This is a genomic window from Variovorax sp. W2I14 (assembly GCF_050435205.1).
Taxonomy (GTDB): Bacteria; Pseudomonadota; Gammaproteobacteria; order Burkholderiales; family Burkholderiaceae_C; genus Variovorax; species Variovorax paradoxus_C.
In genome coordinates, this window is sequence record NZ_JBNDJX010000001.1 from 1,895,200 (window position 1) to 1,915,814 (window position 20,615).

The 20,615-nt window shown below is 67.8% G+C and carries 18 protein-coding genes; 8 read left to right on the plus strand and 10 right to left on the minus strand.

The genetic code is table 11. The annotated features are described in order from the left end of the window. Nucleotides 1–72: 72 nt before the first annotated feature. From araD to QF040_RS08870, 6 genes are read right to left on the minus strand one after another with little or no spacing between them, the layout of a single operon-like run. Nucleotides 73–771, minus strand: a complete 699-nt coding sequence (gene araD / locus QF040_RS08845) for an L-ribulose-5-phosphate 4-epimerase AraD (protein ID WP_429610723.1) — start codon at nt 769–771, stop codon at nt 73–75. Beyond that, a complete protein-coding gene (locus QF040_RS08850; RefSeq protein ID WP_429610724.1) occupies nt 758–2,416 on the minus strand; it encodes a ribulokinase in 1,659 nt (552 codons plus the stop codon). Before QF040_RS08850 ends, araD begins: the two co-directional genes overlap by 14 nt. An 8-nt stretch (nt 2,417–2,424) precedes the next feature. Continuing rightward, nucleotides 2,425–3,456, minus strand: a complete 1,032-nt coding sequence (locus tag QF040_RS08855) for an ABC transporter permease subunit (RefSeq protein ID WP_013541080.1) — start codon at nt 3,454–3,456, stop codon at nt 2,425–2,427. 37 nt (nt 3,457–3,493) lie between these two features. Beyond that, complete coding sequence (locus tag QF040_RS08860; RefSeq protein ID WP_429610725.1) at nt 3,494–4,219, minus strand: HAD family hydrolase; 726 nt, start codon at nt 4,217–4,219, stop codon at nt 3,494–3,496. Further along, nucleotides 4,216–5,754, minus strand: coding sequence for a sugar ABC transporter ATP-binding protein (locus QF040_RS08865; RefSeq protein WP_429610726.1), 1,539 nt, complete (start codon nt 5,752–5,754; stop codon nt 4,216–4,218). Before QF040_RS08865 ends, QF040_RS08860 begins: the two co-directional genes overlap by 4 nt. 14 nt (nt 5,755–5,768) lie before the next feature. After that, the gene (locus tag QF040_RS08870) at nt 5,769–6,710 is read right to left on the minus strand and encodes an ABC transporter substrate-binding protein (protein WP_013541077.1); all 942 of its coding nucleotides are present in this window, start codon (nt 6,708–6,710) and stop codon (nt 5,769–5,771) included. 233 nt (nt 6,711–6,943) lie between these two features. On the opposite strand from QF040_RS08870, the gene QF040_RS08875 reads away from it, so the two are divergent. Beyond that, entirely contained in the window at nt 6,944–7,867 is a 924-nt protein-coding gene (locus QF040_RS08875) for a ribokinase (protein WP_429610727.1), read from the plus strand. An 81-nt stretch (nt 7,868–7,948) separates the two neighbouring features. On the opposite strand, the gene QF040_RS08880 is transcribed toward QF040_RS08875, so the two are convergent. The 3 genes from QF040_RS08880 to QF040_RS08890 are packed head-to-tail and all read right to left on the minus strand — an operon-like array spanning nt 7,949 to nt 11,511. After that, complete coding sequence (locus QF040_RS08880) at nt 7,949–9,244, minus strand: acetyl-CoA hydrolase/transferase family protein (protein ID WP_429610728.1); 1,296 nt, start codon at nt 9,242–9,244, stop codon at nt 7,949–7,951. Nucleotides 9,245–9,265: 21 nt separating this feature from the next. Next, the gene (locus tag QF040_RS08885) at nt 9,266–10,291 is read right to left on the minus strand and encodes a class I fructose-bisphosphate aldolase (protein WP_429610729.1); all 1,026 of its coding nucleotides are present in this window, start codon (nt 10,289–10,291) and stop codon (nt 9,266–9,268) included. A gap of 47 nt (nt 10,292–10,338) precedes the next feature. Beyond that, entirely contained in the window at nt 10,339–11,511 is a 1,173-nt protein-coding gene (locus tag QF040_RS08890) for an NAD(P)/FAD-dependent oxidoreductase (RefSeq protein ID WP_429610730.1), read from the minus strand. Nucleotides 11,512–11,571: 60 nt separating this feature from the next. Here QF040_RS08890 and QF040_RS08895 point away from each other — a divergent pair, with 60 nt between their 5' ends. Beyond that, nucleotides 11,572–12,465 (plus strand): LysR substrate-binding domain-containing protein, encoded by an 894-nt coding sequence (locus tag QF040_RS08895; RefSeq protein WP_429610731.1) that lies wholly within the window; start codon nt 11,572–11,574, stop codon nt 12,463–12,465. On the opposite strand, the gene QF040_RS08900 is transcribed toward QF040_RS08895, so the two are convergent. Then, nucleotides 12,462–13,490: an aldo/keto reductase gene (locus QF040_RS08900; RefSeq protein ID WP_429610732.1), complete on the minus strand. Its 1,029-nt coding sequence runs from the start codon at nt 13,488–13,490 to the stop codon at nt 12,462–12,464. The genes QF040_RS08895 and QF040_RS08900 overlap by 4 nt on opposite strands. 128 nt (nt 13,491–13,618) lie before the next feature. Here QF040_RS08900 and QF040_RS08905 point away from each other — a divergent pair, with 128 nt between their 5' ends. The 6 genes from QF040_RS08905 to gsiB all read left to right on the plus strand — a co-directional run bounded on the left by QF040_RS08905 (nt 13,619) and on the right by gsiB (nt 20,586). Next, a complete protein-coding gene (locus tag QF040_RS08905; protein ID WP_429610733.1) occupies nt 13,619–14,071 on the plus strand; it encodes a GNAT family N-acetyltransferase in 453 nt (150 codons plus the stop codon). A 22-nt stretch (nt 14,072–14,093) separates the two neighbouring features. Further along, entirely contained in the window at nt 14,094–14,834 is a 741-nt protein-coding gene (locus QF040_RS08910; protein ID WP_429610734.1) for an extensin family protein, read from the plus strand. 293 nt (nt 14,835–15,127) lie between these two features. Next, complete coding sequence (locus QF040_RS08915) at nt 15,128–16,102, plus strand: MurR/RpiR family transcriptional regulator (RefSeq protein WP_429610735.1); 975 nt, start codon at nt 15,128–15,130, stop codon at nt 16,100–16,102. Continuing rightward, entirely contained in the window at nt 16,102–17,058 is a 957-nt protein-coding gene (locus QF040_RS08920; protein WP_429610736.1) for an isoaspartyl peptidase/L-asparaginase family protein, read from the plus strand. Before QF040_RS08915 ends, QF040_RS08920 begins: the two co-directional genes overlap by 1 nt. A gap of 32 nt (nt 17,059–17,090) precedes the next feature. Further along, nucleotides 17,091–18,968 (plus strand): dipeptide ABC transporter ATP-binding protein, encoded by a 1,878-nt coding sequence (locus QF040_RS08925; protein ID WP_429610737.1) that lies wholly within the window; start codon nt 17,091–17,093, stop codon nt 18,966–18,968. A gap of 64 nt (nt 18,969–19,032) precedes the next feature. Next, on the plus strand, nt 19,033–20,586 hold the full coding sequence (gsiB, locus tag QF040_RS08930) for a glutathione ABC transporter substrate-binding protein GsiB (RefSeq protein ID WP_307604271.1): 1,554 nt from the start codon (nt 19,033–19,035) through the stop codon (nt 20,584–20,586). Nucleotides 20,587–20,615: the final 29 nt, after the last annotated feature.

Consider the following 20,615-nt stretch of genomic DNA (forward strand, 5'->3'; position numbering starts at 1 on the left):
CGGATCGGGGGGAGCCTCGGAGGCCATCGGTGCGGGGCGGGAAGCGTTTCGGGTCATCGCGAGGTTGTTTGTCTATCGGGCCTGCCCATAGTAGGCGCCGGCACCATGCTTGCGTTCGTAGTGCTTGCGGATCACGGCGGACGGCAATTCGCGCGCCAGCGGGTCGATCGACTGCGTGAGGTAGGCCATCTGCGCCAGCTCCTCGAGCACGCGAGCGTTGTACACGGATTTCATCGCGTTCTTGCCCCAGGTGAACGGCCCGTGGCACGACACCACGATCATCTCGACCTCCTGCGGCGAGATGCCCTGCATCCGCCGCACGATCTGGTGGCCGGTTTCCTCCTCGTAGTCGCGCGCCACGGCCTCGTCGCTGATGACCTCGGTGACCGGCACGGCGACGGTGAGGTGGTCCGCATGCGTGGTGCCGTAGATGGGGATGGCGCGGCGCGCCTGCGCCCACGCCACGGCATGCACCGAGTGCGTGTGGCAGACGCCGCCGATGCCTTCGAAGGCGCGGTAGAGCACCGCATGGGTCTTGGTGTCGCTCGAGGGCCGCAGGCTGCCTTCGACCACGCGGGCGTCGAGATCGACCACCACCATGTCGTCGGCCGTCATCTCGTCGTAGGGCATGCCGCTGGGCTTGATCGCGAAGACGCCCTGCCTCGCATCGAAGGCGCTCACGTTGCCGAAGGTGTACAGCGCCAGCGCCTGCTTCGGGATTTCCAGGTTGGCCTCGTAGGCCTCGCGCTTGAGTTCTTTATGCAGCGTCATGGATCGCCTTCTCTTTCTTCATGCCCTGCACCAGGGCACCCATTTCCATATAGCGCCGGAACAGCGCGCGGTAGGCCTCGGCCTCCACCGGCCGCGGCTCATAGACCAGATCGAAGCCGCAGGCCATGGCCCGCTGCGCGGCCGGAATGTCGGCATGGATGCCGCAAGCGACGGCCGCGCACATGGCCGCGCCCAGGGCCACCGCCTGGTCCGACTTCGCCACGCGGATGCGCTGGTCGAACACGTCGGCCTGGATCTGCATCAGCAGCGCCGACTTGCGCGCCACGCCGCCAATGGCGAGCACTTCGTCGATGCGCACGCCCGACGCGGTGAAGCGGTCGACGATCGCCTTCGCGCCGAAGGCCGTGGCCTCGACCAGCGCGCGGTAGAGCTGCGGCGCCGAGCTGCCCAGCGACAGGCCGAACAGCGCGCCGTGCAGCGTCTGGTCGGCATAGGGCGTGCGGCGTCCGTTGAGCCAGTCGAGCGCGGCCACGCCATGTGCGCCCGGTGGCTCCAGCGCAGCGGCACGCTCGAGCATCGGCAGCAACTCGGCGCGCAGCGCCTCGCGATTCGGCCCCTCGGGCAACGGCCATTCGAGCACCCGCGCGAACCATGCGAAGGCGTCGCCAACGGCCGACTGCCCTGCTTCCAGGCCGATGGCCCCGGCCATCACCGAGCCGTCGACCTGGCCGCAGATGCCCTCGACCACGCGGTCCGCGATTTCGTCGGTCGGCGCCAGCACGATGTCGCAGGTCGAGGTGCCCATGATCTTGACCAGCGTGTGGTGCCTGATGCCTGCGCCGACGGCACCCATGTGGGCATCGAAGGCGCCCACGCCGACCACCACGTCGCCGGGCAGGCCCAGCCGGTCGGCCCAGGCGGGCGTGAGTGCGCCGATGGGGGTCTCGGCGGTCCAGGTTTCTTCGTAGAGCCGGTCGCGAATGCCGTCGAGCAAGGGGTCGATGTGGCGGAGGAAAGCCTGCGACGGCAGCCCGCCATGGCCCTCGTTCCACATCGCCTTGTGGCCGGCGGCGCAGCGGCTGCGGCGCATCCTGCTTGGTGCGGTGGTGCCGGTGAGTTCGGCCGGCAGCCAGTCGCAATGCTCGACCCAGCTCGCGGTGGCCTCGCGCACCTGTGCATCGTGCCGGAACACCCACAGCAGGTTGGCCCAGTACCACTCGGCCGAATAGACGCCGCCAATGTGCGCGGTGTAGTCGACGCCGCCCCAGGTGCGGGCGGCGTCGGTGATCTGCTCGGCTTCGAGCGTGGCGCTGTGGTCCTTCCACATCAGGAACATCGCGTTCGGGTTGTCGGCGAAGGCCGGCCGCAGCGCCAGTGGGCAGCCTGCTTCGTCGACCGGCACCGAGGTCGAGCCGGTGGTTGCGATCGACAGGCCGCGCACGCTCGCCCGGACCTCGGGCGACACCTGCGACAGCGCGGCGCGCACCACCTGCGTCAGCGCATCGAGATGGTCCTGCGGATGCTGGCGGAAGATGCGCTGCGTGGGGTCGCAGTACAGGCCGGCCGCCCAGCGCGGAAAGGCCGCCACCGCGCTGGCGAGCTCCTCGCCGGTGGCGGTGTCCGCAATCACGCAGCGGCACGAGTCGGAGCCGAAGTCGACGCCGATGACATGGGTTCTGGTCATCATCGCCCTCAGTGCTGCGCTTGCTTCTGGCGCCATCTGTCGATGATCACCGCGAGCAGGATCACCGCGCCCTTGGCCACGTACTGCCAGAAGGACGAGACGCCCATGATGGTGAGGCCGTTGTTGATCACGCCGATGATCAGCGCGCCGATGACGGTGCCGACTATCGAGCCCACGCCGCCCATGAGGCTGGTGCCGCCCAGCACCACCGCCGCGATCGCATCGAGTTCGTAGCCGGTGCCCCAGTTGCCGTTGGCGCCGAACAGCCGGCTCGCCGACATGGCGCCCGCCAGGCCCGAGAACAGGCCGCTGATCGCATAGACGAAGAGCAGCACGCCGCCCACGCCGATGCCCGTCAGGCGCGCCGCCTCGGGGTTGCCGCCCACCGCGTAGATGTGCAGGCCCAGGATGGTCTTGCGCAGGATGACCCACGACAGCAGCGTCACGCCGGCGGCGATCCACACCAGCCAGGGCAGGCCCAGGAAGTCCTCGTTGCCGATCCAGCCGAAGCTGGGAATCTCGCTGTTGAGCACCGTGGTGCCGTCGGCGAACAGGTAGGCGGCGCCGCGCAGCGCGGTCATGGTGCCCAGGGTCACGATGAAGGGGTTGATCTTCAGCAGCGCCACCGTGGTGCCGTTGATGAGCCCCATCGCAAGTCCCGCGGCAAGGAACACCGGCAGCGACAGCCCCGCATGGGAAGTGAGCGAGGTCAGCATGCCCAGCACCGCCGACACAGCCAGCATCGAGCCCACCGAGAGGTCGATGCCGGCGGTGAGGATCACGAAGGTCATGCCGGCCGCGAGCACCAGGTTGATGGACACCTGGCGCAGGATGTTCATCGTGTTCGCGGTGGTCGCGAAGTTCGAGCCGCCGTCGCCCGAGACGTACACGGTGAGGCCCCAGAAGACGACGTAGAGGATCAGCAGCGCGGGCAGCATGCCCAGGCGCTGGAGGACGCCGGCTGCGCGGCCGGTGCGGGCCGGCGCGCCGGTCGGCGGGGACGCCGCCGGGGGTGCTGTGGAAGTGAGGGTCTTGGACATGGTGGTCTCGTGAAGGTGTGTGATGCGGCGCGCGGGATCAGCGCGGCGTGCGCGCCGAATTCGCATGCGCTTGCCGCAGCAGTTCGGGCGTCAGGGCCTGCATGGTGTCGATGCGCAGGTCGGCCAGCGCGAGCGCCTCGGCCGACAGCGGGTAGTCCGCACCGGGCGCGGCAATGGCGGCCATGCCGGCCGCCTTGAGCGAGCGCAGGCCGTTGGCGCTGTCCTCGATGCCCACGGCCGCGTGCGGCGCGACGCCGATGCGCGACAGCGCGAGCAGGTAGATGTCGGGCGCGGGCTTGCCGTGTTCGACGTCGTCGCCGCAGACCACGGCCTGCATCAGCGACGCGAGGCCGCTGGCTTCCAGCACATAGCGGGCGAGCTCGGCCGGCGAGCCGGTGGCCAGCGCCACCACATGCGACCGCGCGGCCATGCGCACCGCCTCGACGGCGCCGGCACGCAGCGGCAGATGGCGCTGGTACTGGGCCAGCATGCGCCCCACGATCTCGCGCGCGATCGCCGCCTCGTCCATGCCGTTGCGCTCGCGCAGTTGCAGGCGCTCGACCATGATGCGCGACCAGGCCGCGGTGTTGGTGCCCATCGTCGACTCCTGGTCCTCGGTGGTCCAGCGCGCGCCGATGCTCTCCGCGAAACTTTCGCGCACGCGCTGCCAGACGATCTCGGTGTCGATCAGCACGCCGTCCATGTCGAAGACCACCGCCTGGAGCGACGAAGAAGAGGAAGGAGAAGGGTTCATTGCGTTCATGCGATGTGCCGCTCCGGTTCGGGAGCGTTGACTGCGAGTTGGATGATGTTTTCCTGGGTGATGCGGTCACCCGCGAGTTCGCCCGCGATGGCGCCTTCGCGCATCACGAGCACGCGGTCGCACACGCCCACGATCTCGGGCAGCTCGCTCGAGATCACGACCACCGCGACGCCGGCCTCGGACAGCTCGCCGATGATCTTGTAGATCTCGCTCTTGGCGCCGACGTCCACGCCGCGCGTCGGCTCATCGAGGATCAGCACGCGCGGCTGGATCTCCAGCCAGCGCGCCAGCAGCAGCTTCTGCTGGTTGCCGCCCGACAGCGCACCCACGATGCCTTGCGGCCCCGAGATCTTCACGTTGAGACGGGCGATGGCCTGGCGCGTCAGGCGGTCGAGCGCGCCGTGGTTCAGCACGCCCGCCACCGCGTGCCTGGGCAGCACGTTGATCGCGACGTTGGTCAGCGCGCTCAGTTGCAGGAACAGGCCCTGCCCCTTGCGGTCTTCCGGCACGTAGCCCAGGCCGAGGCGGATGGCGTCGAGCGGACGGCGCACGTCGACCGGCTTGCCGTCGACCAGGATCGTGCCGCCGGTGCGCGCATCGGCGCCCACCGCGAGCCGCGCGAGTTCGGAGCGCCCTGCCCCGACCAGCCCGGCCAGCCCGAGCACTTCGCCCGCATGCACCTTGAGGCTGCTCGGCCGGTTGCGCGGCCCGCTCACATCGCGCAGTTCCAGCATCACGCGGCCGGGCTTGCGCTGGCCGCGGTGCTGGTAGAAGTCGGTGAGCGCGCGGCCGACCATCATCTGCACGATGCGCTGCTCGTCGATTTCGTCGCGCGCCAGGTCGGCCACGTGGCAGCCGTCGCGCAGCACCGTCACGCGGTCGGCCAGCGCCGTGACCTCGGCCATGCGGTGGCTGATGTAGATGATCGCGATGCCCGCGTCGCGCAACTGGCGCATCACCCGGAAGAGGTGCGCCGTCTCGCGGTCGGACAGCGCGGCCGTCGGCTCGTCCATGATCAGGATGCGGCCCTTGTGCACCAGCGCCCGCGCGATCTCCACCTGCTGCTGCTCGGCAATCGACAGCCGCCCGGCCGGCCAGTCGGCGCCGAACTGCGCACCCAGCTGCTGCAGCACGCGCTCGGTCTCGCGCAGCATCCGCGCGCGGTCGACCAGCCAGAGCGCCGCGCGCGGCTCGTTGCCCATGAACACGTTCTCGGCCACCGTGAGATGCCGCGCGATGCTCAGTTCCTGGTAGATCAGGTTGATGCCCGCGCGCTGGCCATGGGCGGGGCTGCGGATGGCCACGGGCTCGCCGGCCAGCCGGATCTGCCCGGCGTCGGGCTGGTAGACTCCCGAGAGGATCTTCATCAGCGTGCTCTTGCCCGCGCCGTTCTCGCCCATGAGGGCGTGGATCTCGCCGGGGCGCACCTGCAGGTGCATGTCGTGCAGCGCCCGGGTCGCGCCGAAGCGCTTGTGGATCCCGGACATCTCCAGCACGAACTCCCCCGCCGTGCCAACCCCGCCGGCCTCGCTCATGAGGGCCTGCGCGTTCAACGCACCCAGCCCTTGTAGCCGGCGATGTTGTCGCGCGTGGTGAGCGGCGTTGCCATGAGGTTCATGGTCTTGGCGGGCTTGCGGCCGTTGAGCAGGCCGTAGGCGACGCGCACGCTCTCGGCGGCCATTTCGTTGGGGTCCTGCGCGGGCGTGACGACGAACAGCGAATCCTTGGCCTTGAGCGCGGCCTCGCCGTCGGGCGAGCCGTCCACGCCGCCGGTCACCTTGATGTCGGTGCGGCGCGCCTGGCGGATCGCGAGCTCCGCGCCGATGGCCGTCGGGTCGTTGATCCCGAACACGGCATCGATCTTCGGCTGCGCCGTCAGGATGTTGGCCATGGCCGCGAGGCCGCCGTCGCGGCTGCCCTTGGCGTCCTGGTTGTCCGACACCAGCTTGATGCCCGGGTACTTGGCCAGCGTCGCCTTGCAGCCCTTCACGCGGTCCATGATCGACGACACCGGCGGGCCGTTGACGATCACGAAGTTGCCCTTGCCGCCGATGCGCTCGGCCAGGAACTTGCACGACTCGGCGCCGGCCATCGTGTTGTCGGACATCACCGTGGCGTCCGCCCCTTCGGCCGTCACGTCCACCGCCACCACGATCACGCCCGCGGCGCGGGCCTTGCGCACGGCCGGCGCGATGCCCTTCGAATCGGCGGCGCCCAGCACGATCACATCGACCTTGTTGGCGATGAAGTTGTCGATCTGGTCGACCTGGGTGTTCAGGTCGTACTTGCTCGACACGGTGGTCACCTTCACCGCCGGGTTGATCTTCTTGGCCTCGGCTTCCGCGCTGCGGCCGATGGCCACGAAGAACGGATTGGCCATGTCGCCCAGCGTGATGCCGATGGATTTGAGCGGCTTGTCCTGGGCGAGCGCGTGGCCTGCCAACAGTGCGAGGGTGGCGGCTGCAACGCAGCGAGTCATCGACTTCTTCATGGATCGGTCTCCTTTTGAATGCTCTTGCTGAAGGTGCGCGCTGAAGGCCAGCGTGCGTTCGTTCGGTTGAACGGACAAGATTTTATTGTTCATTCGAACATTTAAATTCGCACAAATTCGAAAATAACCTCAGGGAAACTCCTCTTTATTTGTCCGTTTATGTTCGTATTGGATGCTGCATACTTGCCGCGCCTTGCGAATCCGCGATGCAAAGAAAAAAGGAAAAGACAGGCATGACTCGCTTGCTGGTCGTAGGCGGCATCAACATGGACTACGTGTTCGAGGCGCCCTGCCTGCCGCGCCATGGCGAAACGCTGGGCGGGCAGAGTTTTCGGCGCGCGCCCGGCGGCAAGGGCGCCGACCAGGCAGTGGCGGCCACGCGCCTGGGCGCCGAAACCTGGCTCGTCGGCTGCGCCGGCGACGATGCCGAAGGACGCGACTTGCTCGCACATTTGCGCGCCGAGGGCGTGCACACCGATCACGTCGCGATGACATCCGAGGCGCCCACCGGCGCCGCCGCCGTGTTCGCGTGCCGGGGCGAAAGCGCCGTCACCGTGGTGCCGGGTGCCAACCACCGCCTGACTGCCGCCCATGTGCGCGCCGCCGAGCCGCTGTTCGCCCGGAGCGACGTGGTGCTCGCCGAACTGGGCATTCCAAGCTCGGCCGCGATGGAAGCCGCCGAACTCGCGCACCGCTTCGGCAAGCCCTTTCTGTTGACGCCCTCCCCGGCAGGCGCGGTTCCGCCGGAACTCGCGCGGCGCGTGCATCTCTTCCTGGCCAACCAGCACGAACTGAGGGCGGCCTTCGGCGATGGCGATGGCAGTGGAGATGGCAACGTCGAGGGCGGCGACGACTGGCGTGCCCTGCTGGCGAGGTGGCCGGGCCGCATCGTCGTGACGCGCGGCAGCGAAGGCGCGGCGCACGTCGATGCGCACGGCACGCTCCATGAGCAGCCGGCCTTCCACGTTCCGGTTCTCGACACGACCGGTGCCGGCGACGCCTTCGCCGCGGCACTGGCCGTCCATTGGTCACTCGGTATCCCGGAGGCAATGCGGCGGGCCTGCGCCGTGGCGGCCCTGGCGGTTCGCGGCTTCGGTTCGCAGAGCACGCTGCCGACGCGGCAGGAACTCAGCGACTTCCTCGAAACCGCCGGTTGAAGCGTCGAGCTACGCCGACGCGCTGACGCTCGCGGATGTCGGCGCCTCGCGCATGCGAGCCCCGGTCAGCCTGCCGCTGGGTTACAGCAACTTCGATCGCCGGGCCTGCTCGGTCAGCTCCGCCCTGAAATCCGGATGCGCGATCGCAATCAGCTCCTGCGCCCGCTGCCTGGCCGACTTGCCGCGCAACTGCGCCACGCCGTACTCGGTGACCACGTAGTTGATGTCGTTCTTGCTCGTGCTCACATGCGTGCCGGGCGAGAGCGAGGGCACGATGCGCGAGATGGTGTCGCCCTTCGCCGTCGAAGGCAGCACGATGAACGCCTTGCCGCCGCGCGACCGGTTCGCGGCACGCACGAAGTCCGACTGCCCGCCCGTGCCCGAATACGGCGCATGCCCGAGGCTCTCGGAGCCGCACTGGCCCAGCAGGTCGATCTGCATGGTCGCGTTGATCGCGATGAGGTTGTCGTTCAGCCCCGCGAGCGCCGGGTCGTTGGTGAAGTTCACCGGATGCATCTCCAGCGACGGGTTGCGATCCATGAAGCGGTAGAGCTTGGCCGAGCCCAGCGCGAAGGTCGCGACGGATTTGCCCGGCAGGTAGTTCTTGCGCCGGTTGGTGACCGCGCCGCTCTCCACCAGTGTCAGGATGCCGTCGCCGATCATCTCGGTGTGGATGCCCAGGTCGTGCTTGTGCGTGAGCTGCATCACCACCGCATCGGGAATGCCGCCGTAGCCGATCTGCAGCGTCGAGCCGTCGTCGATGAGGTCGGCCACGTGCTTGCCGATGGCCTCCTGCACGGGGCCGATCTTCGGCAGGCCGACCTCCATGACCGGTGCATCGCTTTCGACGAACGCCGCCACCTGCGAGATGTGCACATGGCAGTTGCCGTGCGCGAAGGGCACGTTCGGGTTCACTTCCAGCACCACTGCGCGCGCCTTCGCGATGGCCGCCATCGTGTAGTCGGCGCCCAGGCTCACGGCGAAATAGCCGTGTGCGTCCATCGGCGAGGCCATGCTGAAGACCACCTCGGCGGGGATCTGGCCGCGCTCGATCTGCGCGGGGATTTCCGAAAAATAGTTGGGGATGAAATCGATCCAGCCCTCCTGCCCGCCCGCGCGCGTGGCGCCGCCGAAGAACAGCGCGACATGGCGTACGTGCTCCACGGTCTCAGGGTCGATGTAGGCGTACTTGCGCATCGCGAGGATCTGCGCGACCTTGACGTCGCGGAAATCGCGGCGCTGCTCGGAGAGCGCCGTGAGCAACGAGGGCGGCTCGCCGACGCCGGTCGGCACAACGATGAGATCGCCGTTGCGCACCAGGCGCACGGCATCGGCGGGGGAAACGCGCTTCTTCGCGTAGAGGTCCTGGACGGTCATTCGCTCTTTCTGGCTTTCTGCTTATCGCGGCGCATCGGCTTGCACGTCGTAGCGGCCGCCGCGCGCGGCCTTGTTGCAACCGGTGCGGAACACGAGCGCCTTCTGCGCCTCCGCGACGTTGGCGGCCTGGCCTTTCCAGAGATCGAGCGCCGGCTGCTGCACCGCGCGCGAGAACGAGAACGTCAGCGCCCAGGGCATGCGCGACTTGAACTTCACATTCATCGCGTTGAGCCGCGCGGAAGCCAGCTGCGCCGATTGACCGCCCGAGAGAAACGCCACGCCCGGCACCGCGGCCGGCACGGTGCGCAAGAGGCAAGTCACCGTGGCATCGGCCACCGCTTCGACGCTGTCCTGCGTCTGGCTGCCCTGCCCCGGCAGCACCATGTTCGGCTTGAGCAGCATGCCTTCGAGCAGCACGCCCTGTGCATTCAGTTGGACGAACACTTCGCGCAGGACTTCTTCGGTCACCTCGGCGCACCGCGCGAGCGAATGGCCGCCGTCCATCAGCACTTCGGGCTCGACGATCGGCACCACGCCTGCCTCCTGGCACAGCGCCGCATAGCGCGCGAGCGCATGGGCGTTGACGTCGATGCAGGCCCGCGTGGGCAGGCCGTCGCCGATGGCGATCACGCCGCGCCACTTCGCAAAACGGGCGCCCATGCCGACGTACTCCGCGAGCCGCTCGCGCAGGCCGTCGAGCCCTTCGGTGACCGTCTCGCCCGGATGGCCCGCCAGCGGCTTCGCGCCCATGTCGACCTTGATGCCCGGGATGATTCCCGCATCGGTCAGCGCCTTGGCGAACGGCTTGCCGGCGTTGGTTGTCTGGCGGATGGTTTCGTCGAAAAGGATCGCGCCGCTGATGCTGTCGGCGAGGCCCGGCGCGGTGACGATCAACTCGCGCCAGTCGCGCCGTGCGCTCTCGGTCTGCGGGATGTTGAGCGCGGCGAAGCGCTTGTTGCAGGTGGCGTTGCTCTCGTCCATTGCGAGCAGGCCCTTGTCGCCGGCGACCAGCGCCTGTGCGGTATCGATCAGTGTCTGTGCAGTCATTGGGGCACCTTTCTGGCGGGCATGGTACGCCCGCGCCCCGCTCGCAGCTAGATCACGTTCTTCTCGAGCAAGGGCTTGTTCCCGAGGATGCGCGCGAACGAAACCGGCGAGAGGTCGAGGCTGCGGTATTCGCCGAAGCGAATCAGCTCCGCGATGCCGCGCCCCGCCGCCGGGCACTGCTGCAGCCCGTGGCCCGAGAAGCCGTTGGCGAAGAACAAGTTGTCGCAGTCGGGGTGCAGGCCGAGGATCGCGTTGTGGTCGAACAGGTTCATCTCGTAGTAGCCGGCCCAGGCGCCGGTCATGCGGATGGCTTCGAAGGCCCGGATGCGCTCGGCGAGCGCGGGCCAGATGAGTTCGTCGAACGCGGCGTATTCGACATCGAGCGGCGCGTCGTCGGGGTCCTGGTCTGCGGGCGGTGCGAAGCCACAGATGAACTGGCGCCCCTCGGGGCGCAGCCAGATGCCGGAGGTGTCGATGACCAGCGGGCAGCCGGGCAGCGTCTCGGGGCACGAGAAGCTGAACACGCTGCGGCGACGGCCGCGCACCGGCAAGTCGATGCCGGCCCACTCCGCCACCTTCGCGGCCCAGGCACCGGCGGCGTTGACGACGATGTCGGTTTCGAGCGTGTCGCCATTGTCGAGCTGCACGCCGGTCACGCTGCTGCCCTTGCGACGCAGCCCCGTCGCATGCGCCTGCACGTACCGCGCGCCCTGCGAAGCGGCCTTCTTGCGGAAGGCCTGCAGCAGACTGTAGCCGTCGTACCAACCTTCGCCCGAGAGGCCCAGCGATGCGAGTTCGACGCCCTCCGTCGATATCCACGGGAAGCGCGCCTTCAGTTCGTCGGGCGTCATCAGCGCCACATCGACCGCATGCGCCTTCTGCATCGCATGGTTCTCGCGCAGCACATCGACACCGGCCGGCGAGGCCAGGTACAGATAGCCGGGCTCGACGAGGCCGATGTCCGGCACGTCGTCGCCGACGCGCAAGGTCTCGCCGAGATGCCGGAAGAAGTCGATGCCATAGAGCGACATCTCGATGTTGATGGCGGTGGAGAATTGCTGCCGGATCGAACTGGCCGAGAGCGCCGACGAGGCCTGCTTGTACGAGAAGTCGCGCTCGACCACGGTGACCTCGAAGGGCTCCGCCTCCGGGTCCTTGGTCAGGAAATAGGCGATGGCCGAACCGATGGCCCCGCCGCCAATGATCACCACTCGACGCATGAGATGCCTTTCCTGGCTGTCCGCACGCAGGCCGCGGCGGGCGCCCCGCAGAATAGCGCCATGAGAAAAGACATTCCCAACCTGGGCGCGCTGCAGGCTTTCGAGGCTTCGGCGCGGCTGGGGAGCTTCACCCGCGCGGCGGCCGAGCTGGCGCTGACGCAGAGCGCGGTCGGGCGGCAGGTGGCGATGCTGGAGCAGCGCCTGGGCGTACCGCTCTTCTCGCGCGTGCGCAGGCGCCTGACGCTCACCGACGTGGGGCGCGAGTACGCGGCGCGCATCCGCCGGCACCTGGACCAGATCCGCCGCGACACGCTGGAGATCAGCGCGGGCCACGACATGGGCTTCGTGCTCGAGCTGGCCGTGGTGCCGACCTTCGCGACGCAGTGGCTCATTCCACGGCTGCCCGATTTCAGCCGGCTGCATCCGAACATCACGGTGAACCTGTCGGCGCGCTCGCAGCCCTTCTCCTTTCAAGAAAACGCCTACGACGCGGCGATCTATTTCGGCGACCAGTTCTGGCCCAACACGCGCGGCGGGCTGATCTTTTCAGAGGGCGAGATGGTGCCGATCTGCAGCCCGGCCTTTCGCGATGCCAACGGCCCGTGGGACGAAGCGGGTTTCGAGCGCTGCCGCCATGTGCACCTGAGCACGCGCGCGCATGCGTGGCGCGACTGGTATGCGCAGCAGGGCTGGGACTACACGGTGCACGCGTCGCGCGGGCCGCGCTATGAGCTCTTCACGATGGTGGTTGCAGCGACTGCGGCCGGCATGGGCGTCGGGCTTGCGCCGCGCATCCTGATCGAGCACGAGCTGCGCACCGGCGAGCTGGTGATTCCCGTGGACCGGCACCTCGATGTGCCGCAGGGCTATTACTTCGCGTACCCCGAAGGCCGTCCGGCCTCCGGGGCGCTCGAGCACTTCAAGCAGTGGGTGCTCGGTTTGAATCCTGCCTAGACCGGATTCGGATTGCGCTCCAGAAACCCCTGCTGGTGCCAGTAGGGATAAGTCCGCGTCACGGCGCTGGCCGCGTCGAGTTCGGCGACCTGCGCGGGCGTGAGGTTCCAGCCCACCGCGCCGAGGTTCTGGCGCAGTTGCGTTTCGTCGCGCGCACCGACCACCACGCTCGACACCGTCGGCCGCTGCAGCAGCCAGTTGAGCGCGACCTGCGGCACCGTCTTGCCGATGTCCCCGGCGACTTTTTCCAGCGCATCGACCACGCGGTACAGCAGCTCGTCGGCCACCGGCGGACCCATGTCGGCCGTCACGTGCAGGCGGCTGTTGGCGGGCAGCGGCTGGCCGCGGCGGATCTTGCCCGTGAGCCGGCCCCAGCCCAGCGGGCTCCAGACCACAGCGCCCACGCCCTGGTCTTGTGCGAGTGGCATCAGCTCCCACTCGTATTCGCGGCCGACCAACGAGTAGTACGCCTGGTGCGCCACATACCGCGCATAGCCGTAGCGCTCCGACACGGCCAGCGACTTCATCAAATGCCAGCCCGAGAAATTCGACGCGCCCACATAGCGCAGCTTGCCCGCGCGCACGAGGTCGTCGAGCGTGGACACGGTCTCTTCGACAGGCGTGCTCGCGTCGAAGCCATGCAGCTGGAACAGGTCGATGTAGTCGGTGCCCAGGCGCTTCAACGCACTGTCGACCGCCCGCACGAGATGGTGGCGCGACGACCCCGCCTCGTTCGCTCCCGGGCCGTTGCGGAACGTGGCCTTGGTCGAGAGGATGAGCTTGTCGCGCGGCCGGCCCTTGATGGCCTCGCCGAGCACCGATTCGGCGGCGCCGTCGGAATAGATGTCCGCGCTGTCGAACATGCTGACGCCCGCGTCGATGCAGATGTCGATGAGCTTGCGCGCCTCGGCCACGTCGGTGCTGCCCCAGGCGCTGAAGAACTCGCCCTTGCCCCCGAACGTGCCGGTGCCGAAACTCAATACGGGGACCTTGAGGCCCGATTTGCCCAGATGACGGTATTCCAAAGCACTACTCCTTCGAAGAATGAATGAAGCGACGCGCCGACCGGCACGCCGTTGGGTCATTGTTCGCCGGGGCATTGAACCCCTTTGCGCGTCGGGCCTTGCCGAATTCGGCTAAGTAATATCGGCCGATGCGAATCGCCATTGAAAACCCCGACCAGCCCGACGTGATCCAGCTCATCGACGACCTCGATGCGTTCCAGAAGCCGCTGTATCCGCCGGAGAGCCATTACGGCATCGACATCGCGGCGTTGTCGGCAGCCAATGTGCTGTTCGCGGTGGCACGCGATGAAGCAGGCACGGCCATCGGCTGCGCGGCCATCGTCATCGAGCCTGAATATGGCGAGTTGAAGCGGATGTACGTGCGGCCGGAGAACCGCGGGCAAGGCATCGCCGACAAGTTGCTGGCGTTTCTCGAAGCGGAAGCGATGGCCCGGGGCTGTGCCGTGTTCAGGCTGGAGACGGGCGTGAGCCAGCCTGCGGCGCTGTCGTTCTATGCGCGCTCGGGATACGCGCGGCGCGAGCGCTTCGGGCGGTATCCGGAAGACCCGCTGAGTGTTTTCATGCAGAAGGACGCCGCCTGACGCCCAGGGCGCGAACGGGGCGATGACTTCAGGCTCCACCTCATCGTCGCGCCGCGGCCTCTGGGTCGGCCTTGCGTTCTGCGCCGCGCTCGCCGCGGGCACGTGGGCCGTGATGAGCGGCGCCGTCGAGGTGCCGGAGCGCTTCAATCCATGGGCGCCACTCGACGTGGCGGCCGAGCCCGACTGGCTCACCGGCTTCAAGCTCGCACGCGCCCGCCGCGAACCCACGCGCTGCCTCGCGGCGCTCGCGCGAACCGGCATGCAATACGACCTGCTGCCCGATCGCGTGACCGGCGAAGGCTGCGGCTTCGAGAATGCCGTGCGGCTGCGCTCGGCCGGTGTGCGGCTGGGCACGTCGCCCTCGCTGAGCTGCCCGATAGCGCTGTCCTTCTTCATGTGGGAAAAGCACGCGCTGCAGCCGGCCGCGAAGCAGCGCTTTGGCGAGCCGGTGGTGGCCATCGAGCATCTGGGGAGCTATGCGTGCCGCAACGTGAATAGGGGCGAAGGCGCGGTGCCGGGCGCTTCGCGCAGCCGGCACGCGACGGCGGATGCGTTCGATGTGGCCGGCCTGACGCTTGCCGGCGGGCAGCGCATCACCGTGCGGCGGGACTGGTCCGGCAACGGCGACCCGGCAGACCTGCTGCTGCGCGATGCGCATCGCGGTGCCTGCCGGTTCTTCGATGGCGTGCTGGGTCCGGACTACAACGCGGCGCACAGGGACCACTTTCATCTGGAGACGGGCGGGTATTCGATGTGCCGGTAGCGCTTTGCGCATCGCATGAACGGTCCGTAAGCCGACTCGGCGCGGCGCCCCGCGTCTTCATTGCCCCGTCCAACGCACACCCCCGGGGAAACACCTAGAAGCCGATCGAGCGGCGAAGTTCGAACACGCCTTCCCAGAGGGAAAAAGGTGCCGCAGTCACCGTTCCGTGCTTTCTGCGCCGCTGGCCCGTTCCTTGCAAACTCGATCAAAAATGACAGAAAATTTTCCGTCCTGACTTATATTTGTAAACCAGTTTTCAAAATCCGCACACTTTCGGGCTCCTCCGCACCTTCATGAGCACCCCTGTCGACACCCCAGGCACCACCGTGGCCCAGCGCATTGCGCAGGCCTTGCCGCGGCTGACGCGTTCGCATCGGCAGGTGGCCGACTACGTGCTGGAGCACCCGCTGCAGGTCGCCACGCTGCCCATCGACGAACTCGCAACCGCCGCAGGCGTCTCCGTGGCCACGGCCAACCGGTTCGCCCGCGCGCTGGACTTCGACGGCTACGCCACCTTCCGCGCCGAGCTCGTGCGCGGCTTCGAGTCGCTGGTGGCGCCGGTGGAGCGGCTGCGCGGCAATCTCGAGCATCCGAGCACGGTGGCCGAGGTGTTCGCGACCGCGCTCGACGAGAGCCGCCGCAACATCGAAGCCACGCGCCAGACGCTGGACTACGCCGCCTGCGAAGCCGCGGTGGAACACATCGGCAAGGCGCGGTCGGTCTACATCGCGGGCTTCGGCGCGAGCGGCTGGCTCGCGGGCCTGCTGCAGCACGGACTGGACAGCAGTTGCCGCGACGTGCGCCTGCTGCCAGGCGTGAGCGGCGTCACGCATGCGGCCCGCGCACTGATGCACGCAGGGCCGGAGGACGTGTTCATCGGCCTCACCTTTCCGCGCTACCTGACCGACACCGTGTTGCTCGCGCAGGTCGCGCGCGAACAAGGCTGCAGCGTGATCGCGCTCACCGATCGGCCAACCTCGCCGATGGCACCGCTGGCCGACGTGGCGCTCTATTGCCAGACCGAAACCAACTACCGCCCGAACTGCGAGACCAGCGTGCTCGCGCTGGTCGAGGCGCTGACCAGCGCCGTCGCGCTGCGGGCGCCCGACCCGGTGCAGTCCGCCCGCCGCACGCTGCAGGTGCTGCGACCCTGGCTGCACGGCGCGAACGGGCTCCCGCGCATCGACGGTATCGCCGCGCGCACTGCCGCCACATCCGACGCTGCTGCCCTGAAGGGCACGGCCAAGAAAAAGAAGAAAGCTCCTTGATGAAGAACACCACGCCCGTCATCGCCATTCACGGCGGTGCCGGCACCATCAGCGCCGCCACGACCAACACCGCGCAGGCGCAGGCGTACCACGACGCGCTGCAGAACATCGTGCGCGCCGCGCAGGCGGCGCTGCTCAAGGGCGCCTCCGCGCTAGACGCCACCTGCCTTGCGGTCGAACTGCTCGAAGAGTGCCCGCTGTTCAACGCAGGGCACGGCGCGGTCTTCACACACGAGGAAACGCACGAACTCGACGCCGCCGTGATGGACGGCGCGACGCTCGCCGCCGGTGCCATCGCCGGCGTGTGCCACGTGCGCCGCCCGGTGCGCGCCGCGCGTGCCGTGCTCGAAGACGGCGCGCACGTGCTGCTGGCCGGCGCGGGTGCCGAAGCCTTCGCGCGCGATCGCGGGCTCGAAATGGTCGAGCCCTTCTTCTTCTCGACCGAGGCGCGCCGCCAGCAGCTCTACCGCGTGCGCGACACCGGCCGAGTGGTCACCGACCACGAAGGCGCTGCCATGACGCCGCCGCTCGATGAAGACAAGAAGTTCGGCACCGTCGGCGCGGTCGCGCTCGACATGCACGGCCATCTCGCCGCCGCCACCTCGACGGGCGGCATGACCAACAAGCGCGTCGGCCGCATCGGCGATTCCCCGCTCATCGGCTCCGGCACCTATGCCGACGACCGCACGGCCGCCATCTCCTGCACCGGCAGCGGCGAAATGTTCATCCGCGTTGCTGCGGCCCACGACATCTGCGCGCGCATGGCCTACGGCGGCGCGACGCTCGAAGCGGCCACGCACGCCGTGGTGCACCAGTCGCTTCCCGCCATCGGCGGCACCGGCGGGCTGATCGCCGTCGACCGCCACGGCAACCTGAGCCTCGCCTTCAACACCGAAGGCATGTACCGCGGCCACGCGCGCGGCGACGAAGCGCCGATCACGGCCATCTTCGCCTGACGCTGCACGCCCCCTCTTTCTCTCGCACACCCATGTCCTCCCCTGCCCTCAACCTGCCGGACGGCCGCGTTCTCGCCGTCGACGACCTCACCGTGCGCTTCTCGACCTCCGAGCGCACCGTCGATGCCGTCAAGCACCTGTCCTTCCACGTCGACCATGGCGAAACGCTCGCGGTGGTGGGCGAATCGGGCTCGGGCAAATCGGTCACTTCGCTCGCGCTGATGCGGCTTGTGGAACACGGCGGCGGGCGCATCCTCGGCGGCAGCATGGCGTTTCGCCGCCGCAACGGCGAAGTGCTCGACCTCGCGCAGGCACGCGACAGCACGATGCGCGGCATCCGCGGTGCGGACATCGCGATGATTTTTCAGGAGCCGATGACCTCGTTGAACCCGGTGTTCACCGCGGGCGACCAGATCGCCGAGGCCATCCGCATCCACCAGGGTAAGAGCAACGCGGCCGCGCGCGCAGAGGCGCTGCGCATGCTCGAACTCGTGCGCATTCCCGAAGCGCGCAACGTGCTCGACCGCTTTCCACATCAGCTCTCGGGCGGCATGCGCCAGCGCGTGATGATCGCGATGGCGCTCTCCTGCAAGCCGCAGTTGCTGATCGCCGACGAGCCCACCACCGCGCTCGACGTGACGATCCAGGCGCAGATTCTTCAGCTCATCCGCGAACTGCAGAAGGAGATGCGCATGGGCGTGCTCTTCATCACGCACGACATGGGCGTGGTGGCCGAAATTGCCGACCGCGTGCTCGTGATGTACCGCGGCGACAAGGTCGAAGCGGGCGCCTCCGAAACCGTGTTCGCCGCGCCGCAGCACCCGTACACGAAGGCGCTGCTGTCGGCCGTGCCCAAGCTCGGCGCGATGCAGGGCACGGATCTGCCGGCCAAGTTCGAGCTGCTGCGCACCGAAGGCACGCCCGAGGCGGTGCCCTCCACACCCGCCACGCCGCAGACCACCGTGCGCGACGACGCCGGCCCGATCCTGCGCGTGCGCGACCTCGTGACGCGCTTCGACGTGCGCAGCGGCCTCTTCGGCCGCGTGAAGCGCCGTGTTCATGCGGTGGAAAAGATCAGCTTCGACCTGTACCCCGGCGAGACGCTGGCGCTGGTCGGCGAGTCGGGCTGCGGCAAGTCGACCACGGGCCGCTCGCTGCTGCGCCTGGTCGAGAGCCAGAGCGGCGCCATCGAGTTCGGCGGGCAGAACATCCGCGAGCTCCCCACGCGCGAGCTGCAGGCGCTGCGCCGGAACATCCAGTTCATCTTCCAGGACCCGTTCGCCTCGCTCGATCCGCGCGTGACGGTGGGCTTTTCGATCATGGAGCCACTGCTCATTCACAACATCGCCAAGGGTGCCGAGGCGCAGCAGCGCGTCGACTGGCTGCTGCAGAAGGTCGGCCTGCCGCCTGAAGTGGCGCAGCGTTATCCGCACGAGTTCTCGGGCGGACAGCGGCAACGCATCGCGATTGCGCGCGCGCTCGCGCTCAATCCGAAGGTGGTGGTGGCGGACGAATCGGTGTCGGCGCTGGACGTGTCCATTCAGGCGCAGATCGTCAACCTCATGCTCGACCTGCAGCGCGAACTGGGCGTCGCGTTCCTTTTCATCTCGCATGACATGGCGGTGGTCGAGCGCATCAGCCACCGCGTGGCCGTGATGTACCTCGGCCAGATCGTGGAGATCGGTCCGCGCCGCGCGGTGTTCGAAGCACCGCAGCACGCCTACACCCGCAAGCTGATGGCGGCGGTGCCGGTGGCCGACCCATCGCGCCGCCACAAGCCGCGCGCGCTGCTCGAAGGCGAAATCCCGAGCCCGATTCGCGCGGTGGGCGACGAGCCCGATGTGCCGCCCCTAGTGCAGGTTGCGCCAGGGCATTTCGTGGCACGGCACGCCATCGGCGGCGCGTTCTGATTTCCGATTTTTCATCCCGCAGGCCCTCCTGCTTTTTTTCTCACGAACCGACTGGAGTTCTTCCATGAAGCAATCTTCTTCTTCCCTGCGATGGGCATCCGCACTGCTGGGCCTGGCGGCACTGGCTGCATCGGGCACGGCCCTGGCCTCCAAAGACGTGGTGCTGTCGATCGGCTACCAGCCCGAAACGCTGGACCCGTACAACACCAACACCACCATCACCACCGCGGTGACCAAGTCCTTCTATGAAGGCCTGTTCCAGTTCGACAAGGACCTGAAGGTGCAGAACGTGCTCGCCGAGAGCTACGACGTGTCCAAGGACGGCCTGGTCTACACCATCAAGCTGCGCAGCGGCGTCAAGTTCCACGACGGCACCGACTTCAACGCCGAAGCCGTGAAGTTCACGCTCGACCGCGTGCTGAACCAGGACAACAAGCTCCTGCGCTACAACCAGTTCAACCGCGTGGGCAAGGTCGAGGCGCTGAACCCGACCACCGTGCGCATCACGCTCAAGGAGCCCTTCGGCCCCTTCATCAACTCGCTGGCCCACGCCTCGGCCGCGATGATTTCGCCCACCGCGTTGAAGAAGTGGGGCAACAAGGACATCGCGTTCCACCCCGTGGGCACCGGCCCCTTCGAATTCGTCGAGTGGAAGCAGACCGAAGCCGTGAAGGCCAAGAAGTTCGACGGCTACTGGAAGAAGGGCTATCCGAAGATCGACAACCTGCAGTGGAAGCCGGTGCTCGAGAACAACACGCGCGCTGCAATGCTGCAGACTGGCGAAGCCGACTTCGCGTATCCAATTCCCTATGAGCAGGCCGAGCTGCTGAAGAAGAGCGACAAGCTCGAAGTGGTGGCCACGCCTTCGATCATCACGCGCTTCCTCACACTCAACGTGATGCAGAAGCCCTATGACAACCCGAAGGTGCGCGAGGCCATCGGCTACGCCATCAACAAGGAAGCGCTCGCCAAGGTGGCTTTCGGCGGCTATGCCTTCCCGGCGCAGGGCTTCGTGCCACAGGGCGTGAAGTTCGCCGAGAAGATGGCGCCCATTCCCTACGACGTGAAGAAGGCCAAGCAGCTGCTGACGGAAGCCGGTTTCCCGAACGGTTTCGAGTCGGTGCTCTGGAGCCACTACAACAACACGACCTCGCAGAAGGTGATCCAGTTCGTGCAGCAGCAGCTTGCACAGGTGGGCATCAAGCTGCAGGTGCAGGCGCTCGAAGTGGGCCAGCGCAATGAGTTGGTCGAGACCTGGTCCGACCCTGCCACCGCCAAGGTGCGCATGTACTACGTGGGCTGGTCCTCGTCGACCGGTGAAGCCGACTGGGCGCTGCGTCCGCTGTTCGCTTCGGAAGCCTGGCCGCCGAAGCTTGCCAACTACGCGTACTACAAGAACGACCTGGTCGACGGCAACATCGCCAAGGCGCTGGTTGCGGTGGACGACAAAGAGAAGGCCGCGCTCTACAAGGCAGCCCAGGAGCAGCTCTACAAGGACCTGCCGCGCATTCCGCTGGTTACCGAGCAGAACCTCTCGGCCCATGCCAAGCGCCTGTCGGGTGTGTTCGTGATGCCTGACGGCAACATCAACGTCGACGCCATCGCCACGTCGAACTGATCGCCGGCCCTCTCTTCCCGTTCCCTGAT

What these genes read in the sequence shown, in the direction of transcription:
- QF040_RS08860 (WP_429610725.1), bottom strand. Translation starts at nt 4,219, where the DNA reads ATGAACGCAATGAACCCTTCTCCTTCCTCTTCTTCGTCGCTCCAGGCG.
- QF040_RS08850 (WP_429610724.1), bottom strand. Translation starts at nt 2,416, where the DNA reads ATGACCAGAACCCATGTCATCGGCGTCGACTTCGGCTCCGACTCGTGC.
- QF040_RS08885 (WP_429610729.1), bottom strand. Translation starts at nt 10,291, where the DNA reads ATGACTGCACAGACACTGATCGATACCGCACAGGCGCTGGTCGCCGGC.
- araD (WP_429610723.1), bottom strand. Translation starts at nt 771, where the DNA reads ATGACGCTGCATAAAGAACTCAAGCGCGAGGCCTACGAGGCCAACCTG.
- QF040_RS08855 (WP_013541080.1), bottom strand. Translation starts at nt 3,456, where the DNA reads ATGTCCAAGACCCTCACTTCCACAGCACCCCCGGCGGCGTCCCCGCCG.
- QF040_RS08870 (WP_013541077.1), bottom strand. Translation starts at nt 6,710, where the DNA reads ATGAAGAAGTCGATGACTCGCTGCGTTGCAGCCGCCACCCTCGCACTG.
- QF040_RS08880 (WP_429610728.1), bottom strand. Translation starts at nt 9,244, where the DNA reads ATGACCGTCCAGGACCTCTACGCGAAGAAGCGCGTTTCCCCCGCCGAT.
- QF040_RS08920 (WP_429610736.1), top strand. Translation starts at nt 16,102, where the DNA reads ATGAAGAACACCACGCCCGTCATCGCCATTCACGGCGGTGCCGGCACC.
- QF040_RS08925 (WP_429610737.1), top strand. Translation starts at nt 17,091, where the DNA reads ATGTCCTCCCCTGCCCTCAACCTGCCGGACGGCCGCGTTCTCGCCGTC.
- QF040_RS08915 (WP_429610735.1), top strand. Translation starts at nt 15,128, where the DNA reads ATGAGCACCCCTGTCGACACCCCAGGCACCACCGTGGCCCAGCGCATT.
- QF040_RS08890 (WP_429610730.1), bottom strand. Translation starts at nt 11,511, where the DNA reads ATGCGTCGAGTGGTGATCATTGGCGGCGGGGCCATCGGTTCGGCCATC.
- QF040_RS08865 (WP_429610726.1), bottom strand. Translation starts at nt 5,754, where the DNA reads ATGAGCGAGGCCGGCGGGGTTGGCACGGCGGGGGAGTTCGTGCTGGAG.
- QF040_RS08875 (WP_429610727.1), top strand. Translation starts at nt 6,944, where the DNA reads ATGACTCGCTTGCTGGTCGTAGGCGGCATCAACATGGACTACGTGTTC.
- QF040_RS08895 (WP_429610731.1), top strand. Translation starts at nt 11,572, where the DNA reads ATGAGAAAAGACATTCCCAACCTGGGCGCGCTGCAGGCTTTCGAGGCT.
- QF040_RS08910 (WP_429610734.1), top strand. Translation starts at nt 14,094, where the DNA reads ATGACTTCAGGCTCCACCTCATCGTCGCGCCGCGGCCTCTGGGTCGGC.
- QF040_RS08905 (WP_429610733.1), top strand. Translation starts at nt 13,619, where the DNA reads ATGCGAATCGCCATTGAAAACCCCGACCAGCCCGACGTGATCCAGCTC.
- gsiB (WP_307604271.1), top strand. Translation starts at nt 19,033, where the DNA reads ATGAAGCAATCTTCTTCTTCCCTGCGATGGGCATCCGCACTGCTGGGC.